At 32.8% G+C, this 25,636-nt stretch carries 16 protein-coding genes, 1 pseudogene and 2 riboswitches; of the genes and pseudogenes, 3 read left to right on the forward strand and 14 right to left on the reverse strand.

From position 1 onward, the window contains the following. Positions 1–18: 18 nt before the first annotated feature. The 3 genes from BS101_RS10705 to lexA all read right to left on the reverse strand — a co-directional run bounded on the left by BS101_RS10705 (position 19) and on the right by lexA (position 6,660). The gene (locus BS101_RS10705) at positions 19–1,791 is read right to left on the reverse strand and encodes a bifunctional homocysteine S-methyltransferase/methylenetetrahydrofolate reductase (protein ID WP_073538814.1); all 1,773 of its coding nucleotides are present in this window, start codon (positions 1,789–1,791) and stop codon (positions 19–21) included. Next, entirely contained in the window at positions 1,788–4,076 is a 2,289-nt protein-coding gene (gene metE, locus BS101_RS10710; RefSeq protein WP_073538815.1) for a 5-methyltetrahydropteroyltriglutamate--homocysteine S-methyltransferase, read from the reverse strand. The genes BS101_RS10705 and metE overlap by 4 nt, the downstream gene beginning before the upstream one ends. Before the next feature lie 139 nt (positions 4,077–4,215). Then, entirely contained in the window at positions 4,216–6,660 is a 2,445-nt protein-coding gene (lexA, locus tag BS101_RS10715; RefSeq protein WP_073538816.1) for a transcriptional repressor LexA, read from the reverse strand. 151 nt (positions 6,661–6,811) lie between these two features. On the opposite strand from lexA, the pseudogene BS101_RS23825 reads away from it, so the two are divergent. Continuing rightward, positions 6,812–6,993, forward strand: a pseudogene (locus tag BS101_RS23825) (sigma factor-like helix-turn-helix DNA-binding protein); the annotation flags it as partial. Between the two features lie 519 nt (positions 6,994–7,512). Next, positions 7,513–8,382 (forward strand): DUF2225 domain-containing protein, encoded by an 870-nt coding sequence (locus tag BS101_RS10725; protein WP_073538817.1) that lies wholly within the window; start codon positions 7,513–7,515, stop codon positions 8,380–8,382. Between the two features lie 63 nt (positions 8,383–8,445). On the opposite strand, the gene lpdA is transcribed toward BS101_RS10725, so the two are convergent. From lpdA to BS101_RS10765, 8 genes are all read right to left on the reverse strand, one after another. Next, positions 8,446–9,813, reverse strand: a complete 1,368-nt coding sequence (lpdA, locus tag BS101_RS10730) for a dihydrolipoyl dehydrogenase (protein WP_073538818.1) — start codon at positions 9,811–9,813, stop codon at positions 8,446–8,448. 11 nt (positions 9,814–9,824) lie between these two features. Continuing rightward, positions 9,825–10,817 (reverse strand): lipoate--protein ligase, encoded by a 993-nt coding sequence (locus BS101_RS10735; protein ID WP_073538819.1) that lies wholly within the window; start codon positions 10,815–10,817, stop codon positions 9,825–9,827. Further along, positions 10,818–12,281 (reverse strand): aminomethyl-transferring glycine dehydrogenase subunit GcvPB, encoded by a 1,464-nt coding sequence (gene gcvPB, locus BS101_RS10740; RefSeq protein WP_073538820.1) that lies wholly within the window; start codon positions 12,279–12,281, stop codon positions 10,818–10,820. It abuts the gene before it with no gap. After that, a complete protein-coding gene (gcvPA, locus tag BS101_RS10745; RefSeq protein WP_073538821.1) occupies positions 12,278–13,597 on the reverse strand; it encodes an aminomethyl-transferring glycine dehydrogenase subunit GcvPA in 1,320 nt (439 codons plus the stop codon). The genes gcvPB and gcvPA overlap by 4 nt, the downstream gene beginning before the upstream one ends. 18 nt (positions 13,598–13,615) lie before the next feature. Continuing rightward, positions 13,616–13,996 (reverse strand): glycine cleavage system protein GcvH, encoded by a 381-nt coding sequence (gcvH, locus tag BS101_RS10750; RefSeq protein WP_073538822.1) that lies wholly within the window; start codon positions 13,994–13,996, stop codon positions 13,616–13,618. Next, entirely contained in the window at positions 13,993–15,102 is a 1,110-nt protein-coding gene (gene gcvT, locus BS101_RS10755) for a glycine cleavage system aminomethyltransferase GcvT (RefSeq protein WP_073538823.1), read from the reverse strand. Before gcvT ends, gcvH begins: the two co-directional genes overlap by 4 nt. A 122-nt stretch (positions 15,103–15,224) precedes the next feature. Beyond that, positions 15,225–15,314: riboswitch (glycine riboswitch) on the reverse strand. A gap of 370 nt (positions 15,315–15,684) precedes the next feature. Then, positions 15,685–16,998, reverse strand: coding sequence for a phosphomethylpyrimidine synthase ThiC (thiC, locus tag BS101_RS10760; protein ID WP_073538824.1), 1,314 nt, complete (start codon positions 16,996–16,998; stop codon positions 15,685–15,687). Between the two features lie 132 nt (positions 16,999–17,130). Then, positions 17,131–17,238: riboswitch (TPP riboswitch) on the reverse strand. A 63-nt stretch (positions 17,239–17,301) separates the two neighbouring features. Beyond that, positions 17,302–19,020 (reverse strand): methyl-accepting chemotaxis protein, encoded by a 1,719-nt coding sequence (locus BS101_RS10765; RefSeq protein ID WP_073538825.1) that lies wholly within the window; start codon positions 19,018–19,020, stop codon positions 17,302–17,304. 221 nt (positions 19,021–19,241) lie between these two features. On the opposite strand from BS101_RS10765, the gene BS101_RS10770 reads away from it, so the two are divergent. Then, positions 19,242–20,624 (forward strand): DDE-type integrase/transposase/recombinase, encoded by a 1,383-nt coding sequence (locus BS101_RS10770; RefSeq protein ID WP_207649431.1) that lies wholly within the window; start codon positions 19,242–19,244, stop codon positions 20,622–20,624. 465 nt (positions 20,625–21,089) lie between these two features. Here the strand turns inward: BS101_RS10770 and BS101_RS10775 are convergent, their stop codons facing one another. The 3 genes from BS101_RS10775 to BS101_RS10785 form a co-directional block, all read right to left on the reverse strand. Beyond that, complete coding sequence (locus BS101_RS10775; RefSeq protein ID WP_073538826.1) at positions 21,090–21,338, reverse strand: hypothetical protein; 249 nt, start codon at positions 21,336–21,338, stop codon at positions 21,090–21,092. A gap of 252 nt (positions 21,339–21,590) precedes the next feature. Then, positions 21,591–24,035: a mannose-1-phosphate guanyltransferase gene (locus BS101_RS10780; protein WP_073541257.1), complete on the reverse strand. Its 2,445-nt coding sequence runs from the start codon at positions 24,033–24,035 to the stop codon at positions 21,591–21,593. A 31-nt stretch (positions 24,036–24,066) separates the two neighbouring features. Continuing rightward, entirely contained in the window at positions 24,067–25,557 is a 1,491-nt protein-coding gene (locus BS101_RS10785) for a glycosyltransferase family 4 protein (RefSeq protein ID WP_073538827.1), read from the reverse strand. Between the last annotated feature and the right edge of the window lie 79 nt (positions 25,558–25,636).

Below are 25,636 nucleotides of genomic sequence, written 5' to 3' on the forward strand. Positions count from 1 at the left end.
AAGTAAAAAACACCACTACTATATTGTAATGGTGTTTTTTACCTTGATATTGTAAATAATTTCAGAAATAATATCTATTCTCTTAAAAGGCATAATAAGATAATATCCATCTACATAGGGGTAAATTTGCTCTGCAATATCAGTGGATATTTTAACTGCAAGTTTAGCTGCCTCTTCTTTTGAAATATCCTTATATTGTTTTATAATTTCTTCTGAAACCCTTATTCCGGAAATTTCATTATTCATAAAGCATGCATTTCTGTAGCTTACAACCGGAATAATTCCCCCTAATATCCTGGCAGGTAATTCTCTGCGTGCCAACTTTAGATTTTCCAGGGCCTCTTCTGTTAAAATAGGCTGTGTCAAAAACATGGCTATACCATTTTCTATTTTGGTTTTGGCTCGTTTAAGTTCAGTATTAAAATTTCTTGAATTCACATTTAGAGCACCACAGATATTAAAAGGAGATGAAAATATTGTATCATTTAAATTGGTAATATAATTTGCAAGTATTGCAGAATTAAAACTGAACATTGCCTTAACTTCATCTCTCTCAGCAGATGGTATAGGATCTCCAGTCACCACCAGAACATTGTTTACCCCTTCAATATTCAATCCTAAAAGCAGTGCTTTTGTAGCATTTATATTCCTATCTCTGCAGGTCATATGGGGAATAGTTGTGATGTCTAATTCCCTCTTTAGCTTACAGGCTAAAAGACTGCTGTCTACTCTTGCCCTTGCAATAGGACAATCTGCAATGGTTATGGCATCAATTTCCTGTTCTTTAAGAGTTCTAGCACTATTTAAAAAGAAATCTACTTCTGTATCAATTGGAGGATCCAGCTCCACTGCGATAATTTTCTTACCTTTATTAATTTTCTCTAAAAGTACATTTTTAACAACTGGTTTTTCAGTGTGAATTTTTTCTGCCTGTTTTTTTAAAACAATTTCTGATTTAGATAATTTTTTTAACTTTATAACAGTTTCTCTTATGAATTCTGGAGTTGTACCACAGCAGCCCCCTAAAATAGACACACCTTGTTTTGCAATTTCCAGCATTCGCTGGGCAAAATATTCTTTAGTGTTGTCAAAAAAGGTTCGGTTATCTATCACTGTAGGATAACCAGAATTCGGCATAACAGATATGGTTTCATTTCCTATATTAAAAGTTTTAATATACTGCAGTAAATGATAAGGGCCGGAAAAACAATTAAAACCACAGGCATCAATAGTCGGTATCTTTAAAATATTTTCTATAAGTTTTTTTCCCGACTTTCCAACTCTTGTATAGCCTTCTGGTGAAACTGCAAACTCCACCAAAATGTATGCTTCCGGATCTTTTCCTTTTATATATTCAGAGATTTCTTTTAGATATTCATCACTGCTGAAAGTTTCAAATATAAAATATTTTGCTCCAAGCTCTAAAAATAAATCCACTATTTCTTTATACCCTTCGTATAAATCCATACTTTCTAAAAATGGGATTGGCCCAATATCTGCAAAAACTAAAACATCTGTGTCCTTTGCCGCCTCTTTTGCAATTTCATACCCATTTACAATAACTTCTCTTACCCTATTAAAATCACTTTCAAGACTAACTTTATTTGCTCCGAAAGTATTGGTTTTAATTGCCATGCAGCCTGCACCTATATATTCCCTATGTATTTTTAGTATAGTATTTCTATCATAGATATTTGCAAGCTCACATTTAGGCAGTGGATTTTTAGAAATATGGGGGTAATATGTTCCCATTGCCCCGTCAAAAATTAAAGGTTTCTCTTTTATATTCATACATACTCTCCTAATTTATTCCTTACTTTTTGGGCTGCTTCCACAAGATTTTTAAGACTTGGTATAGTTTCTTTTTCACCCCGGGTTTTTAATCCACAGTCTGGATTTATCCAAAGCTTTTCTTTATTAATTTTTTCGAGCATTGAATTAATTCCTTTAACAATTTCTTCTACACCAGGTACCCTAGGTGAATGAATATCATATACGCCAGGTCCCACTGCAGTAATAAAATTATTTTTATTTAAAGCTTCAACAATGGATAGATTTGAACGTGATGCTTCAAAGGAAATTACATCTGCATCCATAGAATCAATATCTTTTACTATTTCTTCAAATTCACTATAACACATATGTGTATGTATTTGAGTAGTTGCCTTGCTGCTGCTGTGAACCAGCCTAAATGCAGGAATTGCCCAATCTAAATATTCACTGTGCCAACTGCTCTTTCTAAGAGGCAGTTTCTCTTTTAATGCAGCCTCATCTACTTGAATTATATTAATGCCATCAGCTTCAAGGTCTAAAATCTCTTCCTTAATAGCCAGTGCAATTTGAAAAGCCATTTCCTTTAAAGAAATATCCTCCCGTGGAAAGGACCAGTTAAGGATGGTTACAGGTCCTGTAAGCATGCCCTTTACAGGCTTTGATGTAATCCCTTGAGCATATTTAGAGTATTCAACGGTAATAGGTTTTGCCCTAGATACATCTCCCCATATTATAGGAGGTTTAACACAACGTGTACCATAAGACTGGACCCATGCTCTTTGTGTAAATAAGAAACCATTAAAATTTTCTCCAAAATATTCTACCATATCATTTCTTTCAAATTCACCATGTACTAAAACATCAAGTCCAATCTTCTCTTGAAGTTCTATACATTGCTTAATTTTTTCCTTTAACTTTTTTACATACTGCTCTTTTGTAATCTCACCTCTTTTAAATTTCGCCCTGGTTGATTTTACTTCAGAAGTCTGTGGAAAAGAACCTATTGTAGTAGTTGGAAGCAGTGGAAGTTTAAAAAAATCCTTTTGAATTTTCGCTCTTTCATCAAACTTTGGAAGTCTTATAAAATCTTTTTTAGTTAAATTTTTAACTTTTTTCTTTACTTCAAAGTTATCACTATTTAATTTTTTTGTAAACAGGGAAGTATTATTCTTATATTTATTTGAAGTTACATAATTTGTATCACCAAAAAGTTCCTTTAGTTCTGTAAGTTCTACTAGTTTTTCTTCTGCAAAAGCAAAATGGGATTTATAATCTTCAGATAGTTTTTCTTCATTTTTTAAAGTATAGGGAACATGCAATAAAGAGCAAGAGGTACTTATTACAATGTTATCTTTTTTAACATGCCTTGAAAGTTCATTTAAAACTATAAGGGACTTCTCATAAGAATTTTTCCATATATTTTTTCCATTTATTATGCCTGCAAAAAGAAATGTATCCTCTGGAAATCCCATATCTTTAATTAACTCTAACGATTTTTTTCCCTCTACAAAATCCAACCCTATTCCATCAAAGCTAAGAGAAGTCACTTCCCTGTAACAATCTCTGATATCTCCAAAATATGTTTGAATTAATATGTTAAGTTTACCTTTATTTTTTAATAACTCTGTATATATTCTTTTAAATATTTCTATATCATTTTCACTTAAATCCGTGACTAAAATAGGCTCATCAATCTGTACCCATTCCACTCCTAATTTATTTAATTCTATAAAAATATCTCCATATGCTTTCACTATATCTTCAATAAAATCATTTATTTTTTTTGTACCATTATAATGGGCTAGTTTAAGGAAAGTAAATCCACCTATAATTACAGGCTTTGTTTTAATTCCAATCTCCAGAGCCTCAGTATACTGATTAAAAAGTTCCTCACCATTTAGCTTAATTTCTGTATTGTCTTCCACTACCGGTACTATATAATGATAATTTGTGTTAAACCACTTCTTCATGGGAAGTGCTTTAACATCGCCTTTTTCTCCTTGATATCCTCTGGCCATTGCAAAATAGGTATCTAATTTATTAAGACCTAAAAATTTATAATTATCCGATATTACATTTAAAAGAGCTGCTACATCAAGCATTCCATCATAAAAAGAAAAATCATTTGACGGTATAAAATCAATGCCTGCCTGATCTAATAGTTTCCATTGCCTTTTTCTCAAACCTTTTACATTTTGCTGCAGCTTTTCCAAAGATAAATTTCCTTTAAAATAATCCTCTGTCCAAAATTTTAGTTCACGAAGTTCACCTATTCTAGGATAACCAATAATTGAGTTTTTCATAGCACTATATCCTTTCAGCAAAAATTTTTTCTAAGTTAATCATAACAAAAATTCCTACCTATAGTGTAAATCCAAAAAACTATTACTTGTTATAGTTACAAACTATAACAGAGAATATGATCCGGTTTAGCTAATTGTTTTAGCTGCATTTCTTCATTATTCCCACAACTATTCCAAGTATTTTAGCCTGATTGCTTCTTACCTGTATTGGCTCATATTCTTCATTTTCCGGTATTAAAAGTACTGTGTCTCCCATTTTCATAAATCTTTTTAAGGTGGCATTTTCCATATCCACTGCAACTGCCACAATATCACGGTTATCCGCAGCATTTTGTTTTTTTATAACCACTAAATCTCCATTATCTATATTAGATTCTATCATACTGTCTCCTTTTACTTTAAGCACAAAATGCTCTTCATTATTATTAAACCAATGTGCCGGCAGCCTTAATAAATCTTCATAATTTGAATTCATAAAAATTGGACTTCCAGATGCTATACTATTATATATTTTAAATGAACTTAAATCTTCTGCTGTATATTGTTCTTCTTCATCATTATCTTTTACAATTATTTCATGAAAACTATCTGAATCGAAGGTAATTGTGAACTTTTTATCGTGTTTCAAATCCATATATTTATAATTTTCTGTATTTTGAGGAAGCATATTTATATTAAATTCAGGTATATCATTTATTTCTTCAAAATCTTTATTTATTACAATGCACTGAAACCCATTAGTAACTAATCCATATTGACAACTGCTGCAGTTACTCATATAGCTTTTCAACTGGCTTAGTGCAGTAGACAAGGTCATTCCTGGGGCTTTAACTTCAGCCAATATATAGGGTATTTGTGTGTCATTACTATATATTTGTACACACACATCTATAAATCCAATTTTAGAAAAACTATTAATTTTATATTCTACTTTTAATAAGTCTTCAGGATATTTATAAGTTTGCTGCAATTCTCTTAAAAACCACTGTCTAACTTTTTCTTCATTGGAATACAGATCTAATATAACATCTTTGAAATAATATTTATCCAAGTCTACTTTATATAGTTTACTTAGTTTACAGTTATCTTTTATTTTTAAAAATTTAGGATTTATATCTTCTATAAACCTGGAAGGTCTTCCACTGCTGGTTAAATACAATTTCTCCGTAGCCCTGGTCATACCCACATACAAAAGCTTTCTTTCTATTGATTCCTGTATTTTTTGTTCCTCTGAAGCTCCATAAGAAATATGCGGTATAGTACCTTCGTTTAAGCCAACTATTATAACTACTTTAAACTCCAATCCCTTAATGGAATGCATAGTTATCAGCTTAATATTGTCACTGTCAAAATTTTCATTATTCTTGCCTACCAGAATATTAGGGATTTTATTCTGCTCCAAATTCCGTTTCATATTATTTAATATAGTTCTATTCTTTGCGACTATTACTATATCTCTTAAACTGTATTTTCTGCACAAACTATTTATTTGTTTCATTATATAAATGGATTGTTCCTTTTCATTAATAAACCCTTTATATACAGGATATGAACCTTGCTTATCGATCAATAAAGGTTTTACATAATTATCATCCTCCACAATATTTATGTCTTTCTCTATCAAGCTGTAAGCAGCCTGAGATATTTGTGTAGTGGTTCTGTAACTTTTAGATAAAATATTGCTCTTTCCAGTCATGTCAAACCCTATACTTGCAAAACTTCTCCCCTTTACAAGCCATGAATGAGTATATATACTTTGGGCAGTATCTGCTACAAACATAAAACTTGAATATTCTTTTTCAAGATAAAGAGTTTTTAAAAATTCCAATTGAGTTCTTGTAAGATCCTGACTTTCATCTACTATTATATGAGTATACTTTTTCACCACATTACTTTTGGCTTCTTCCAAAGCCATAAGAGCCATATCTCCAAAATCAATATGTCCTGATTTTCTTAATTTTTTATTATAGAGTGTCATAAGTTCAAATATAGCTCTTCTTATCTCGGAATTTTTCATGAGCTTTTGAGGACTTTCGCCGCTCTTTTTTAAGGTTCTTCCTATCCTATCTACATTTTGATATTCTTCCAATTCCATATAGTTACAGGCTTTAATCCATTCTATTTCATCTAATAGAAATTGGGAATTTTTTATATCTAATATTGAACTATCTAAAACTTTGCCCATTTGTGCAATAGATTCATTAATTAGGGTATATTTAACATTATTATCAGCTAAATCATACTTCACTCTGTTATTTTTACTATATCTTTTATAATATTTATATATAACTTTATCTATATTATATATTTCAACTTTAGATGAATCCACCTGAAATAAACTCTGGAAATCAATATTATCTTCCTCTTGTATTTTTTCATATATATACTTTATATAATTAATAAGAGTTCTATTAAAAGTTATCACCAATATTCTATCCTGTTTTTCAAAACAATAGTGGTTAAGTAAAAATGATATTCTATTTACTGCCACTGTAGTTTTTCCCGAGCCTGCCACTCCCCTTATAAGACTATGACCAGAAGGCCTTAATTGAACTAATTTCTTTTGTTCTACATTAAGCTGCATATACATATCCCCCCAAATGTAAAATTCGCACATTATGTTCACATTATAACTTATTTTTACTTTTTTATCAAAAATGCAACATTATCAATATAATAGTGATGAGCCATCCAAGCTAGCTGACAATAATTTTGAAAGTATTCTATATGATAGAGAGCAAGCCTTTCAGATACATAAAACTTTACATTGTATGGATGAACCTTATAAAGAAGCATTTACTCTCAGGGTATTTGGAGAATTGTCTTTTAAACAAATCTATTAAATTTTGGAAAAACTGAAAGCTGGGCAAGAGTTACATTTTATCGCGCAAAACAGAAAATACAAAATTTGATGTAATTAAAATCACTGATGTATGCAGACTTTCTGACGGCAGAATCGCCTATGAGGTAGAAGATATGTTTAATATTAGAGATTAAAAGGTCGTGAAAATAATTATCTAATTTCACTTTCCCCCTATATTTTTAAACATAGGGGGCTTGTAATGCTTTAATTGAACTAATTTTTTTGTTCCACATTAAGCTGCATATACATATCCCCCTAAAATGTAAAATTCGAACATTGTGTTCATATTATGACTTATTTCTGCTTTTTTATCAAAAATACAACATTATCAATAGGAATTTATTGGGAATTAACTATATATTATTGTAATTTTATAGTACATTATGTAGTATATTTTCAGAATATTTGATATAATATTTTTGGGTGAATCTATAAAAAAGATAATATTAATACCTCAAGTTAAAAAATAACTTACAAAGAATTCTCGGAAATAATCGGAAATAAATTGTTTAATCACCATGGGTGATATAAAATAAGCCGAATTTCAAAGGTAAAGAAAGGAATATAATAAGCATGGAAGAGGGTACAAATATTTTTTCAGGTTTGGAAGAATTAGGATTTACAAACGCAGACAGTATTGAAGTATATAAGAAATATAAAGAAGAAAAGATAGTAAAAGAGACCCCTAAGATAACAGAAGATATGCTTTTGTATGATAAAGAAGTTACTTGTCCAGTATGCCAGCACAAATTTTCAGTTCGTACAGTAAAAATAGCTGGTTATAGAATGAAAAAAAAAGAAAGTGATTTTTATATAAAATATGACATTATAAACCCGTACTTCTATGATGTTTGGGTATGTAATATGTGTGGTTATGCTTCTATGAAGGCTGATTTTTATAAATTAAGATCATTTGAGATAGAAAGCATACAGAAAAACATTACTCCTAAATGGCGCGGCAGAAAATATCCCACAATATACGATATTAATATATCATTAGAAAGGTATAAGCTATCATTACTTAATTATGTAATTATTGATTCCAATTCCAGTAAAAAGGCTATAAATTGCTTGAAAATTTCATGGCTATATAGAGAGCTTGGAGATATAAAAAATGAGGAATTATTCAGGAAACAAGCTCTTATAGGACTTAAGGATGCGTACTTAAACGAACAACTTCCTGTATATGGTATGAATGGTTTTACAATCTTGTATTTAATAGGTGAATTAAATAGACGTTCAAGTAATTATGATGAAGCGTTAAGGTATCTAGGAGAGGTAATAACTTCCAAAAGTGCAAATAGGAAGATAAAAAATTTGGCAATAGATCAAAGAGATTTAATACGAGAAACATTAAAGAATAATGAAGAGAATAATACAAAAGATGTTGTGGAAAGCAAGAAAAAATCGGGTTTATTTTCAAAACTATTTAAACAAAGTTGAATTTAAGGCCGTGGAAATAATAAGGTTCAGATGGAGTTTTCTATCTCCATCCGAACCTTAAAATCACTCCCTCACCAATTCCCCTACTCCTTCAGAAAAAGTAGGATGAGGGTGAATTACATGGGCCATTTGTGAAAGAGTCATACCATTTACAATAGCCAATGTAAATTGACTTATTATATCCGTTGCTCTGGCACACATAAGTTGTGCCCCAATAATTTTTTCCGTTTCCTTTTCCGCAATCACCTTCATAAAACCTCTCTCTTGCATTGTCAAAACTGATTTTCCATTTGCCATCATTGGATATTTTTTAGCGATTACATCAATACCTGCCTCTTTTGCTTTATTAGCCGTAATACCTACTACAGCAATTTCAGGATTGGTATAGACACAACCTGGAATTACTTTTACATCTAAAGATTCTTCTTTTCCCATAATATGCCTAACTGCACAAAGTGCTTCAGAGGAAGCTGCATGAGCAAGCTGTATGCCCCCAATAACATCACCAATAGCATATATGGAAGGACAACTGGTTTTATAATATTTATCCACCGAAATCTTTCCTTTTTCTGTTTTAACAGCAAAATTTTCATCAAAAAGTCCTTCTGTACTAGGCTTTCTTCCAATTGCCACAAGCACACCATCTATTTCAATATGCTGTAATTTTTCCTTTTCTCTGTAGGTACACAGAATTTTTCCTTCTTGTGTTTGTTCTAGTTTTTCCACACTGGCAGATGTATGAATATCTACTTCCTGCTTTTTTAAAATCTGCTTCAGATTGGTACCAATTTCCCTATCCATATCAGGAAGAACCCGGTTCATTGCTTCAATAACCGTTACTCTGCACCCAAAAGCACTGTACAGGGATGCAAATTCCATTCCAATAACACCGCCGCCAATAATAACAAGGTGGTGAAACAAATCCTCTTTGTTTAAAAGTTCATAGCTTGTAACAACATTTTTCAATTGGATGCCAGGAATAGGAGGAATTGCGGCACTAGATCCCGAAGCTATAATAATTCGTTCTGCCTCAATAATCTTCTTTTCTCCATTTTCACTGACAGCTACTTGATGTGCATTAACAATCTTTCCTGAAGCATAAAAAACATCTACTTTATTTTTTTGAAGTAACATTTTCATGCCACTAGAAAGCTTATTTATCACTTCTTGCTTATATTGAAGCAAAGCAGGTACATTAAGCACAGCTTTTTCCACCTGTATTCCAAACTTTTTGCTTTCCTTTATTTCCTGATAAATACCTGCTAAATGTAATAAAGCTTTCATTGGAATACATCCCCTATTTAAACAAGTACCACCTAATTTATCTTTTTCAATAACTGCAGTTTTCATTCCGGATTTTGCTGCTTCAAGAGCTGCTGCACTACCTCCGGGTCCTGCCCCTATTACAATCAGATCATATTTATAAGCCATGTTTTTCTCCTTTACATATTGTCATGAATCAACATTCCTATATCTCTTGCAACAACCTGTTCCCATCCCTTTGCAAAATTTTTAGCCAGTATATCTTTTAACTGATTTTCCTCATAAGTGCATCCAATGAGTACTTTGGGAATTCTCAAAATCAATTCCTCATCCATGGCATCAGAAAATGCATTTAACGATTTTATCTTGCCCCCCTGAACTTGAAACTGCAGTTGTATATCTCCCCAATTAAAACGTGCACACATTTCATGCTGAAATTCAATTTTTCTTCCATATTTCCATTCCCAGGATTCAAACTTCTCCTTTAAAATTTCAAACTCTTCTTTTTCAATTTGGGACTCACTAATTTTTTCAGGATTTAATCCATACACTTCTCCAAAAGATTCTATAAGCTTCTCACACATAACATCTGTTGTAAGTGATGGACAAAGCTTTCTTAAATTTATCACTCTTGATTTTACAGAACTTACACTTTTAGATTGCAATTTTTCTTTTGAAACATTAAGATACTTAGACATATCTTCAGTATTTACATCAATCAAAAGTGTTCCATGATGATAACAAAAATCACCTGACTTATAAAATGCATTCCCCGAGAACTTTCTCCCATCTACTGTAATATCATTTCTTCCTGTTTTTTCTGCATTGATTCCCAGTTTTTTCACAGCTTCTATAATTACTTGAAGCTGCATATCTACATTATAGTTATCTTTTTTAACTGCAAATGTAAAGTTTAAATTACCCAAGTCGTGATATACGGCTCCTCCCCCAGACAATCTACGTACCAAATATCCTCCATCATCTTCAAGTTCTCCTACCTTACATTCCTTCCAGCAATTCTGATTTCTTCCTATAACTACCGTATGACAATTTTGCCACAGATATAAAATGCATTCATTATCTCCTACATGAAAGGTTAAATATTCTTCAAGGGCCAGATTTTCATAAGGATAAGTTCCCTTTCCCTTTATAAATAATAACTTCTCTACCATTTACAAGACGCCCTTTCTTGTATTATTTTTACTTTCCATGTAATACTGAAGTTTAGGTTTTGTAGCTGCTAGAACTTCATCAGGTCTTCGGACTACTGTATTATACGGATACTCATGAACCTTTTCTGGTGCTTCTTCTGCCTTTTTGTATATCTCTTTAAAAACAGAAATTGCCTCATCTAATGTTTCTTTTGTCTCAGTTTCCGTAGGTTCAATCATCAATGCCTCATGGACGATTAATGGAAAATATATGGTAGGTGGATGTACACCATAATCAAGGAGAGCTTTTGCTATATCCAGCGCTAAAACTCCATGTTCTTTTTTCATATTTTTCATAGTTACTACAAATTCATGCATACAGGTTCTATCGTAGGCCACATCATAACGATCAGATAGTTTTACTCTCATATAATTAGCATTTAATACTGCATTTTCAGCTGTTTCCAAAATACCGTCCTTCCCTAACATGATAATATAGGTAAGAGCTTTTACAACTACTTGAAAATTACCGTAAAATGATTTTACATCACCAATACTTTCTTCTGTCTTATGTAACATATAAGTATCATCTTCTTGTTTTACAACTATTTTTCCTGGAAGAAATTTTTTTAAAAAATCCTTGCAGCCTACAGGACCACTTCCCGGTCCTCCTCCTCCATGAGGTGCAGAAAATGTTTTATGTAGATTAATGTGTATAACATCAAACCCCATATCTCCGGGTCTTACAATTCCCATAACTGCATTTAAATTGGCACCATCGTAATAATTTAATCCTCCTGCTTCATGAACCATTTTAGTTATTTCCAGAATATTTTTATCAAATAAGCCCAAAGTGTTAGGATTAGTCAACATAAGTCCTGCAGTATCTTCTCCAAGTACCTCTTTTAATTTAACTATATCTACACATCCGTCTTTCCCTGAAGGAATACTAATTACCTTAAACCCTGCCATAGCAGCACTGGCAGGATTGGTTCCATGTGCTGAATCCGGTACTATAATTTTATCTCTTTTTTCGTCATTTCTACTTTCATGATAAGCTTTAATCAAAAGTAATCCTGTAAATTCTCCATGAGCACCTGCCGCAGGCTGCATGGTCATGGCATCCATTCCTGTTATTTCACATAAATACTTTTCTGCCATGTAAAGCAGTTTAAGACAACCCTGCACTGTATTTTCAGGCTGCAGAGGATGAATTTTTGTAAAGCCTGAAAGAGATGCTGTTTCTTCATTGATTTTGGGGTTATATTTCATAGTACAGGACCCAAGTGGATAAAATCCATCATTAACTCCATGTGCTCTTTTTGCCAGGCTGCTATAATGTCTGCTGATTTCACTCTCTGACAACCCCGGAAGACGCATTTCGTTTTGCCTAAGTGCGCAGTTTGGAATTACAGAAGGTACATCATTTTCAGGTAATATACTGGATTTTCTTCCCGTATTTCCTTTTTCAAATAACAATTTCATTTTTTCTGCATCTCCTTTACAATACCAACCAATTTATCCATATGAACCCTGGTATTTAATTCTGTGGTACACCATAGTATTTCTTTTTCTCCTATAGGAAGTCCTCCCAAAATGTTTTCCTTCTCCAATTTTTTAAGTATTTCATCTGCATTATTATCTGAAACTGTTACAAATTCATGAAAAAATTCCTGTGAATACTTTAATTTCAGTCCCACATTTTCCAGTTCCTTTTGCAAATAATGGGCCTTTGAGGTACATTGAGTGGCCGTTTCTCTTATGCCTTCACTTCCCATAACTGCCATGTAAACTGATGCTGTCATTGCGCATAGTGCCTGATTGGAACAAATATTGGAACTTGCCCTCTCTCTTTTAATATGCTGTTCTCTTGCCTGCAGCGTCAGCACAAAGGCTCTTTTTCCATCCATATCTACAGTTTCCCCTACAATACGTCCGGGAAGTTTTCTCATCATTTTAGAAGTGGATGCCATAAATCCAAGGTAAGGTCCTCCAAAAGATAGTGGCATTCCAAGGGGCTGTCCTTCCCCAACTGCAATATCTGCACCACACTCTCCTGGTGTCTTTAAAATCCCAAGAGAAATAGGATTACAGCCCATTATAAAGCTGGCTCCCTTTTCATGCACCACCTCTGAGATTTTATCGCCATCCTCTATAATTCCATAATAATTTGGCTGCTGCATATAAAAACATGCTGATTTATCATCAAGCATCTCCTTGAGCTTTTCGTAATCTGTAACACCATCTTTTTCAGGTACAATAAAAAGTTCCCCGCCGCTGCCAAAGCAATAAGTTTTAATGGTATTCATGACTTCAGGATTTATGGTTTCAGATACATATATATCTTTTCTCTTTTTATTTCTACACATAGCCACCGCTTCTGCCGCTGCACTGGCACCATCATAAACAGATGCATTGGAAACATCCATACCTGTGAGTTCACAAATCATAGTCTGATATTCAAAAATAGACTGTAAAATTCCCTGACTGATTTCTGATTGATAGGGCGTATATGCAGTTTGAAATGTTTCTTTTGAAAGCACATTCTTTACAACAGCAGGTATATAATGATTATATGCTCCTCCCCCCCTAAAAATATATTTAAAAACTTTATTCTTTTGGGCTATTTCTTCCATTTTTACTAATGCTTCTATTTCAGATATTCCCTCAGGCAGATTTAATGCTTTTTTTAGTCTTACCTCTTTAGGAATATCATGAAATAAGTCATCAAAACTTTTATATCCTATTTCATTTAGCATCTGTAACTGTTCTTCTCTGGTATTTGGCACATAAGTTCCCATGAAATTACCTCCATTTTGTTATTCCTTTTCGCTATTTACAACTGCCTCATATTCTTCAGCTGTCAATAAGTTTTCCCTATCACTGATTTCTCCTATTTTTACAAGCCATGCTTCATAAGGAGCCTCATTGATCCATCCCGGTCTGTCTAAAAGCTCTTCATTAACTTCTTCTATCACACCGCTTAATGGTGCATATACATCCGATGCCGCCTTAACAGATTCCACATCTAAAAATACTTCCCCTGCGGTAACTTCATCACCTTCCTCTGGAAGATTTACAAATACCAGATCCCCAAGTTCACTTTGAGCATAGTCAGTTAGTCCCACCAAAGCCTTATCTCCTTCTATTTTTACCCATTCATGCGATTTGGTGTACATAAGTTCTTTTGGAAAATTCATGTTTTATTCCTCCTATTTGCTTTTTTATAAAATGGCAGCTCTACTACCTCTGCTTCTATTTTTTTTCTTCTTGCAATTACTGTTACACTGGTTCCCAGCTTGCTGTAATCCGAGGAAAGCAGTGCCATAGCTGCGGGATAACCAATATATGGGCAGTGAGTTCCAGATGTGGTGATTCCAATATTATAATCTCCTGAATAAACCTCCATATTCTCTCTTATAATACCTCTCCCCGTAACTTTTAGTCCTACCCTCTTTTTTTGTACTGCTCCCTTTCCCTTCTGCTCCAGTGCCTTTTTACCTATAAAGTCCTTTTTATCCATTTTAACAAACATGCCAAGACCTGCTTCCATGGGGGTTATTTCATCATTCATCTCATGTCCATACAAAGGCATGGCAGCTTCCAGTCTAAGTGTATCTCTGGCACCTAAACCACAGGGAATCAATCCCTCTTCCTTACCTGCATCTAAAAGAGTCTCCCATATCCTAGGTGCTTCTTCAGATTCCATATATATTTCATAGCCATCTTCTCCGGTATATCCTGTTTTTGAAATCATGCACTTTACCCCTTTTAAAGTACAGTTAAATATGCCGCTGTAATATTTCTTAGGTATTTCATCTAACTTTGCCACCTTGCTTATAACTGAAAATGATCCCGGACCCTGTAGTGCAATCTGTGCCACATCCTCTGAAATATCCTTAAATACCACATTTCCCTCACCATGAGATTTCATCCAGCTATAATCCTTATCTTTATTTGCGGCATTGACCACAATCAAATAATCATTGTATTTTACTTTATATACAATCATATCATCCACTACGCCGCCTTTTTCATTGCACATGGGACTATATCTTGCCTGGCCATCATACATTCCTTCAAAATTATTGGTAAGCAAATAATTAAGATTTTTTAAGGCATCTTCTCCTCTGCAAGTAATTTCTCCCATATGAGATACATCAAATAACCCACAGGCTTTCCGCACTGCCATATGCTCTGTTATTACTCCCCCTGCATATTGAACTGGAAGCAGATAACCTGCAAAAGGAACCATTTTCCCTTTATACTTTAGATGTTTTTCATAAAGTGGTGTCTTCTTTTCCATTGCTCCATCCCCTTTTCAATAATAAAAAAGCACATAAATAAACAACCTATTTATTTATGCGCTCTGTCTTTTATACCTGAAAGATTTTAGCTTCTTCGGTGTATTGCTACTTTCCAGAGTTTCGTCAAAATCCAGTCCTTTTACCTGAGAGTTTACTGCAACTTCCCCTTCGGTGCCGCCATATTTCTGGCAGTCTCTCCTAAATTTATCATTCGAGTATTAATTTTTATTAATAAAATATTAGCATAGCCTTTTTACAGTGTCAACAAAAACACTAAAGCTTGTATTAATTTCTTAAATTTTACCCCTTATTATTTGCAATAAAAAGATTAATGTATAAAATTATTATGAAATTCATATAATTTTTAACCTTTAGCAATATCTATACATAATATGTATTTTTTATAATTATTATGCATAAAAATTCTAGATAATGTTATACAAATTTCTCCTGTAGCATAGGATATATAGGGCTCTGAAAAAAAATATCCCTGAACCAAATGAGCACCAAATTCAACTACATAATTAAGTTCAATTTGGGTTTCCAGTCGTTAAAATGCTCTTAACATTTTAAAATATACTCTAATCTTCTTCTCTCAAAATATTTATATTTTTTCCTTTCATTATTTTATTCATATTTCTAACAGCACACATTTTTCCACACATGGTGCAGGTATCCTCATGTTCTGGAGTAGATTCTCTTCTATATCTCCTTGCTTTTTCCGGATCAATTGCCAACTCAAACATTTTTTTCCAATTGAGTTCTTTTCTTGCCTCACTCATTTTATAATCCCATTCTTTAGCACCTTTTATATTATTGCTTACATCTGCCGCATGTGCCGCTATCTTAGAAGCTATGATTCCCTCTTTCATATCTTCCAGATTCGGAAGCCTTAAATGTTCTGCCGGAGTAACATAGCATAGAAAATCTGCACCATTTGCAGCTGCTATTGCTCCCCCAATGGCACTTGTTATGTGATCATATCCTGGTGCAATATCTGTAACCAAAGGTCCAAGTACATAAAAAGGCGCCCCATGACACAGCTTTTTTTCCAGCTGCATATTAGCAGCTATTTCATTTAAGGACATATGTCCCGGTCCTTCAACTATAACCTGTACATTCTTTTGCCAGGCTCTTTTGGTAAGCTCTCCGAGAGTTATAAGTTCCTTTATCTGACTTGCATCTGTAGAATCATTAATACTTCCTGGACGGCAGGCATCTCCGAGACTTATAGTAACATCATACCTTGCACATATATCTAAAACTTTATCGTAATATTCATAAAATGGATTTTCTTTATTGTTTAGTTCCATCCATGCATATAAAAGAGAGCCTCCTCTCGACACTATATTAGTGAGCCTTTTATTTCTCTTAAATACTTTTGCAGTTTCTCTATTTATTCCCGCATGTATAGTCATAAAATCTACCCCATCCTGGGCATGCTTTTCTACTACAGCTAAGAATTCTTCCGGTGATATATCACTCAATTCCTTATCATAAAATCCTACTGCATCGTATATGGGTACGGTACCTATCATAGCAGAACACATCTCTACAATTCTTTTTCTAAACTCTTCAGTTTTACCATAGGAACTTAAATCCATTATAGCTTCTGCTTTCATTTCAATTGCAGTTTTAACTTTCTCAAGCTCCATATCTATGTTAGCACAATCTTTTGATATACCTAAATTAACATTTATTTTAGTCTTTAATCCTTGTCCAACACCCTGAGCATCTAAGGATTTATGGTTTTTATTTGCAGGTATTACTATTTTGCCTTCAGCTACAAGCTCCCTTAAAATTTCTACATCCATACCTTCTTTTTGAGATACTACTTTCATCTCTTTTGTTATAATTCCCTTTTTAGCAACATCCATTTGAGTAGTAAAATTCATACTTTATCCTCCTTTTATTGTTGGTTCTCTATACACTGACCGATTATGTTAACAGGTATTAGAACTGGCAGCGTTGGGATAGAAACCATAATAAAAAGCATGATTCCGTAGAATTATGCTTTAATTACTTAAATGCTTACACAAGCAACTTCCTACGCTGGCATTATCCAGATCAGGTTTAGGGTCAAAGAATTTACTTCTTAATCTCAGCCGGAAACACCAGCCCCCCTGTACATAATATTCAATTTTCTTATTACATAATGGTATCATAGGATTTATTAGTAATCAAGTAAAAAATATATTTCAATTTAAATTAAATCCTTTAATAAGCTTTCCTAATTTTATGGCACTTTCCTCGTTATTATTAGTTTCTGCTAATACAGATTCATTTCTATTATTAACCTGATTCACACTTGAAGCAATATCTGCGGTGGTCTTAGCCACTTCTGATACCGAAATTGCTATGTCTTCCATACTTGCTGTAATTTGATCCACAGAATCAGAAATATTTTTAGAAGATTCTGCAGATTTAGCAACTATATTTTTTAAAGTATCCCCATCTTTTTTGTATTCATTGCTAGTGGAAATTAGTTTGTCATAATCTTTTAAAACGTCCTTCTCTATAAACTCCAAAATATCTCTAGATGAACTGGAAAGCTTTTCAACTGCAGCTAAAACTATATGAACTTCACTTTGTATTTGTGCTACTGCATCTGATGATTCTTCTGCAAGTGTTCTCACCTCTTCTGCAACAACTGCAAAACCCTTTCCTTGTTCACCAGCTCTTGCAGCTTCTATTGCTGCATTTAATGCTAGAAGATTAGTTTGTTTTGATATTTCATCTATACTTAATGCCATTTCTGATATTCGATTAACAACAGTGACCTCTTTTAATGCCCTTTCTAAACTTGTTCTTGTCTTTATATATATTTCTTCTGCAATTTTTTTTGATTGGATAGAATCATTGTTGATAGTAACTGCTTTTTCCTGTATATTTAAGGCTATTTCTAATCCTTCCTGTGATTTTTGCTCACTAATATTCACTTCTTCCTTCACTGTAGTGGCCATGGATGTTACTTCTTCAACTGCAGCAGAGGATTCTTCCATTCCTGCAGATATTTCTTCTGTAGAAGCTGATATTTGTTCAATTTCAGAACTTATCTCTGAAAACATTTTATTTGTTAATTCACTGCTTCCGAGAATACTATCGCTTTCACTCCTTATCAAAATCATGCTCTTATTAAGCTTTTCAATTGCACTATTTAAACCTCTAATAGTTTGTCCTATTTCATCATTAGAAACTACCTTCATTTTAAAATTTAAATTGCCTTCTGCCAATTTAGATGCACCATCTACTACTTCTTTAATCTGAGTTAAGATACTCTTTCTTATAAAATGTGTAAATAACATACCCATTAAAATACTTACTATTAAAAAAATAATTATCTCTTTTAAAGAATCATTTACTGTTTTTTGTGAAATCTCAGCTCTTGATTGTTCTAATTGTTCTTGAAAATCCACCATATCTTGTATACTTGATAATAGTTTATTTTCCGTCTTATTTAATTCATTAAGTATATCTTGAAGCTCCTCATTTGTTACATCAATTTTCATACCTCGTTTAACTGAATTATCAAATTGTAAAAATGCACTGTCGTCATTATTTCGTATATTTTTATAAATCTCCTTACCTTTTTCAGTATAAATTAATGCTTCAAGTTGTTTTTCTTTTTCTTTATAAAGAACTCTATTTTTATCTATTATTTTCTCTTGTTCCTCCATATATTTCATGTCGCTGGTAACAGCTATATTTCTTACACTGACAGCCATTTTATTCATACACTCTCTCATATCATATGTCAAACTCAATTTTTTATTTTCTATATTCACAAGCTGGTCAATACTCTGGTTGATTTGATTTAATCCATATATCGACAATAAGCACACTCCTACTGTTAATACAGTCATTAATGAAAATCCAATTCTCAGCTTATTAGAAAGTTTTATTTTGTTAAAATTCATAAAAATCCCCCCTTTTAAGTTAAGGTATTGTCAAAAATTTTAATATAATTTCTGACGTAACCCTTTTATTTTCAACAATTTTATATAAATAACTTGCTCCCCCCAAACTTTTAGGGTAAATTAGTGATTTGCAAAGTCATAATTTCCAGCAAAGAAGAAAGGAGCAAGCTACAAGCATGATTAACGAGTTTCTTGTTAAATACATTATTTACCTACACAATATGATTAACCTATTATTTATTCTTTTAGTTGGCAAACCCATGTTTACCCCTGCCTCTGACGAACCAGTAAAAAAGGAATATAGAAAGCTTCAGGTAGACAAAATACCTATATTTGAAATACCTGAAAAGCTTGATTATAAAGTTCTTCTACATAACTATTTTGAAAGTCACAAGAAAGAACTTACACCTGTTAAGCCACGTAAGAATAAAACTATCATTCCTAAAGAAGTTAAGTGTCCTAAATGTGGTGCTCCCCACCAGTATCTTTACGATAATAATGGTGGCAGAGGTCAATACCTTTGTAAGGTATGCAACACAGTATTTAACCCTAAAAATTATTTTCAAAAGTCCGTTATTTTAAAATGTCCTTACTGTGGTAAAACACTTGAAAAAATCAAAACTCGCAAGGACTTTTATGTGCATAAATGTAAGAATGATGAGTGTGATTTTTATAAAACCAATTTAGCTTCAATGACTAAAAAAGAAAGAGAAGACTTTAAAAATAACCCTCACAACTATAAAGTTAGATATATAACTAGGGAATTTACTTTTGACTATAAGCCTTTTAGCAGTAAAAGCCCTGTTAAATCTAAAATTAGTCTGCCTAAAATAATGGTTTCGTCTCATACTTTAGGATTAATTATGTCTTACTACGTAAACTACCATATGTCTTCAAGACAGACGGCTTCAATAATGAGGGATATTCACGGTATTAAAATATCTCATCAAACAGTTTTAAACTACGCTGATGCTGTATCCCATGTGGTAAAGCCCTTTGTTGATAACTACAATTATGAGTTATCTAATTCTTTTTGTGGTGATGAAACATACATAAAAGTTAACGGTAAATGGCAGTATATCTTCTTTTTCTTTGACTCTGTTAAGAAAATTATTCTTTCTTATAGAGTTTCACCAAATAGAGATACTCTTTCAGCAGTTAAAGCTTTAGACGACGTTTTATCAAAGCTTAAGGATATACCTAAAAAACTAAATTTCATTGTTGATGGTAATCCAATCTACTTGTTGGCACAACATTTTTTCGCAAGCGAAGACATTAACTTCGATATTACTCAAGTCATAGGTCTTACAAACAATGATGACGTTTCAAAGGAATACAGACCTTTAAAACAGATAATTGAACGTCTTAATAGAACCTTTAAAGGCAGTTATAGGACAACCTGTGGTTTTAATAGTTCAGATGGTTCTATAGCATTTGTAACATTATTTGCTGCATATTTTAATTTTCTAAGAACTCATTCAACACTTAATCATAAGGTTCCAGTTCAAATACCTGTACTTCAAAGTCTTCAAACCATGCCAGCTCGTTGGTGTAAGCTTGTTGAACTAGCTCAAGACTATTGTATATCACAGGCTACCTCCTAAGATTTTATATCTATTTAGCTGAGCCCTAAAGCAGCTGTTGCCGTCAGCGAACCCTTGACAAACCGAATTAGACAAATTTTAAAATTGGTTTTCAGAGGGCTTTTTGTCATGTCTTTATATCTTTTCCCTTCGCCCTCTTCAAGGTAAAACAAAATTTGGATAATGTTTGTCAAGGGCAACTGCGGTTATTTGTAACAAACTTACATTTATGGGTGCCCTAAAAATTTATTATTTTATAGTTTTTCATAAACTTTTTACACTACCTAAGTTAAACCATTATTGCTATACATATTTTGCAAAAGCATTCCCTATAATTATATATAAAATAATGATTTTTTATATATATCGACACATATTTATATAACTTTATCATTAGTTAAATGTATATTTTACGAAAATATACATTTTGGATATGACATAATTCTACAAATTAAAAATCAACATCAAATAACTTCGCCAAATATTTTAGCGAAGTTTATAATTTTCCTTATAACTTAAATTTATATTGATCCCCAGTACTTTTGCATATATTAAAAAATGAATTATATCTTTATCTAAACCTTTTTCTAGATTTTTCAATTCCTCTTCCTCAAAACCAGAAATACTTGACAAATCTGCAAAAGTTCTTTTATTCTCTTCTCTACACTTTTTTAAAATTTCTCTTAACTTTAAATATTTTTCTTCTGCTTCTATGTATTTTTCATTTACATTCATATTATGAATCCTCCTATGAAGTGATTCTAAGGTCCAGATGGAGTTTACTTATCAAGTGATTCTTAGGTTCAGGTGGAGTTTGCTATAGAAAAATACTTATCTCCATCTGAACCTTAGAAGAACTTATCCAGGCGCGTAGCAGTGCTTATCTCCCACTTTGAAGAAGATGGGAGCATTAGCAATGGTAACGTTCGGATAAAGAATACCTTTCTCATCTGCACCTTAGAAAAACTCTTCTTAGAATTCTCTACTTCAACATTCACTGGTTATAGTAGTAATTTGGGCTAAAATGTCCTCTGTAAGTTTATTGAGTTTTTTATAATCGCTGCACTCTGTATATATCTTACATAAAGGCTCTTCTGCATCTGGCATTACCAGTGTCCATCCATCTTCAAAATTAAGTTTTACCCCTTCAATTAGATCCACGGATTTTGAAGTATTCTCTTCTATTAAATTTCTCATCAATCTCCCTTTCATATTCCAGGGACACTTTATTTCCTTTTTCATAGTATAATATTTGGGTATAATAGAGGTTATCTGTGAAAGAGTTCTGTTGCAGTTTGCCATAAAATTAATAATCATGGAACACACACTTACTGCATCCAATGTCATAAGATATGCACTTACCATATCTCTTTTATTTATACCCGTTGTATTTTTTAAGTAGGTTTCCAATATAACTTTATGGGCAGTTTTGGTTCTTATAAATTTACACCCGCATATCTTAGCCAACTTTTCCATGGTGGAAGATGCTGTAACTGGAACTACTAAAGTTCTTATGTCATGGGTTTTAAGCATAACCAATGCATTTAGGGCATCATATAGATTATCTTTTATTATACCTCCTTTTTCATCTATAATAATCGGTCTTTCACATTCTTCATCTATTTCAATTCCCAGATTGGCACTGTCCTCTATAACTTTTCGAGCCAGTCCTTCCGTATCTCCAAACTTATCATAAAGTTTTACCTCCACTTTAAGCTCCTTTAAAATTGCAGTAATTACTTCAAATACCATGGGATCTTCAATACTTAACACTGCCCTATACTTTTGATTTTTTATATTTTCAAGAGAAAATCCATTTACAAGCTGTCTTTCATAATATTCTAGACAATTGTATATATGTTCCATATGCTTGAACTTATCTGGTTTAACTCTTCTAAAATCCTCTCTTGTGAAGCTGCTTTCTATCTTTCTCTCCATGGCCCTATCTATATTGAGTCCATTTTTATCCATAAATATTATAGTAACCTTTTCAGGGGCATTCCTATTTACACATACATATATTCCTGCCTGAGCTCCAAAAAAAAGAATTGACTGTCTTATAAAGGCCATGGGCATCTTTTTCAAATCCATAACCTCCAAACCCATAGATAAAAGCCCTGTAGCCAGGGAATATTTAAACATCTGTGCCGCCCCATTATCACTGCAGGCTATGGCAACCCTGGAATCTGCCTTTAAAACAGAACCATAGGCAGAACCAAGTTTTGACACACACTCTGGAGTTATATCTACATTTATCTCTCCACTAATACCATTTTTCCCAAAAATAGATTTTGAAGCCTTTTCCTTCCATATTATATTGGAATTTACCAGAGTACCGCTTTCTATTATTTTATTTGGCCATATCTTAACTCCAGGTTTTATTATGGCCTTATCCTTTATAATGGTATCACTTCCAAGGGCAGCTTCTTCAAATACAGAACACTTTGATTTAACTTGTACTTTCTTACAAAGTACCGCCCCTCTTATTTGGGCTTTGTCTCCTATATAGCAATTATTAAAAAGTACACTTCTTTTTATGGTGGCATCAGAACATATAATATTATTCTCTCCCAGTACAGTATAAGGGCCTATCTGTGCATTTTTATATATTTTGCTTCCTTTTCCTATATATACAGGTGTTGAAATTTTAGCCTGAGGACTTATTTCACAATCTTCCCCTATCCATATGTCTTCACTATATTTTTGTGCTTTTATATTTATATTTGCAAACCCCTTTAATATATCAAAATGACATTTCATATACTGATCGATATTTCCTATATCACACCAGTAACCTTCTGCCACATATCCAAACACAGCTGCCTTTTCCTTAAGCAGAAGGGGAAAAAGTTCACTGCTAAAATCGAATTTCTTATTTTTTTCATAGTACTTAAATATTTCTGGTTCTAAAATATATATTCCTGTATTTACCTTGTCGCTAAATACTTCACCCCATCCTGGCTTCTCCAAAAAACCAGTTACTTTCCCTCTGTCATCTGTAACCACCACCCCAAATTCTAAGGGTACCGGTTCTTCTTTAAGTACCAAAGTTGCCACAGCACCTTTGCTTTTATGATAAGAAATAGCTCTGGATAAATCTATGTCCGTAAGGGCATCTCCGCTTATAACAATAAAAGTATCATTTAGAAATGCTTCTGCATTTTTAACACTTCCTGCAGTACCTAATGGAGTTTCTTCTATAAAGTAACTTATATTAACCCCAAAATCCCTGCCATCCCCAAAATAATTTATTATTTCATCCGGAAGATATTGTAGGGTGGCTCCAATATCTTCTATTCCAGTATTCTTAAGTAATTCTAATGCATATTCCATTATAGGTTTACCCATAATGGGCATCATGGGTTTAGGTATGTTACAGGTTAAGGGCCTTAACCTGGTTCCCTCTCCTCCGGCCATTATTACAGCTTTCACAACCATCACACCCTCTATCCATTTTTAATATTTACGCCTTGCTTTTTTCTTTACTTTTGGTACTGGTTCTTTTTCTTCCTGAAGTCTGACTTTTACTTTTAACACCAGCCCCTACTTTTACCTTTTTATCTTTATTTTCTTTTCTATCTTCCTCTCTACTTTCCCTAAGATCTTCATAATATTCTAAGATCTCTTCCTTTTTAAAATTATCTCTTGCAGGTTCATTGTGATTAGTTCTTGCAACTTCCGCTAAATCCTTATTTTCCTCATTTAAACTTTTATACAATCTGTAATCTTCTCTAAAAGATTCATTATTATTTCCCATCTCTAATTTCCTCCATTCCGTACCACCGGCTTCTTCTAAAACTTCATCATACATTTTCATAGTAAGAGCTGCTACTTTATCCCATGTAAATTTATCTTTTACAGTACTTTTACCATTATCACTTATATACTTAGCAAAGGCCTCATCGTGTAATAGCTGGACTACATTATCTGCTATACTATTGGAATTTCCATTTATACATTTAAGTCCGTTATCTCCATGATCCACAATCTCACTTAATCCCCCTGTATCTGAAACAACTACAGGACATCCTGCTGCCATAGCCTCCAGAGCCACAATACCAAAAGGCTCATAAAGAGATGGAAATACCGCTGCACTAGATACTCTGTATAATTTATCCTTTTCTGATTCATCCATATATCCTGTAAATAAAAATTTATCTTCCAATCCAAAATATTTGACTTTATCCTTCAATTCCTCTGTCATAGGACCTGTACCTGCTATTATAAATTTAGAATCATTGTATCTACTTATTATACTAGGAGCTGCTTCTATAAGAAGATGTATTCCCTTCTCAAAAACATGCCTTCCTATACAAAAGATTATCTTTTCATTGTCCATGGCATATTTTCTTCTGAATGAAAGCCAATCAAATTCAAATTCAAATTTATCCACATTAATTCCATTTGGAATAACCCATATCTTTTCTTCAGGAGTTGAAAACAGCTTATTTATCTGGCTTTTCATATAATTACTGCAGGCAACCACTTTCCATGACTCATAGGTAAGCATCCATTCTGTGGCAGATATATATCTTTGAGTTACAGTATTTATTCCCCCATTTCTTCCGTATTCTGTAGCATGCATAGTACATACAACAGGTATCTTAAAAGACCATTTTAAAGTCTTTGCACAAAATGCAGTAAGCCAATCATGAACATGTATTAAATCAAATTTTTCACATTCATTTATCAATCTAATAGCTCTTTCTACCATGGCAAAATTAAGCTGCATTACCCACTTTGTAAAATCCTGTGTATCTATAGCATAAGGTGTAACCCTGTGAACAAAAACTCCCTTATCATTTTCATCCACAGGCGCCCTGCCTTCTTCACAGGTAATAACATGAACTTCATTTCCCTTCTCACAAAGAGAATGGGATAAATAATATACATGATTTGATAATCCTCCTATAGTTTTAGGAGGGTATTCCCAAGAAATCATTAAAATTTTCATTATATCACTCTTTTCTTTATAAATTTTATCTTTAAAATCATCAGTAAAATTGTAAAAATTTACTGATATAGTTTTGTTT

It is taken from the genome of Clostridium kluyveri (assembly GCF_001902295.1).
Lineage (GTDB): Bacteria > Bacillota > Clostridia > Clostridiales > Clostridiaceae > Clostridium_B > Clostridium_B kluyveri_B.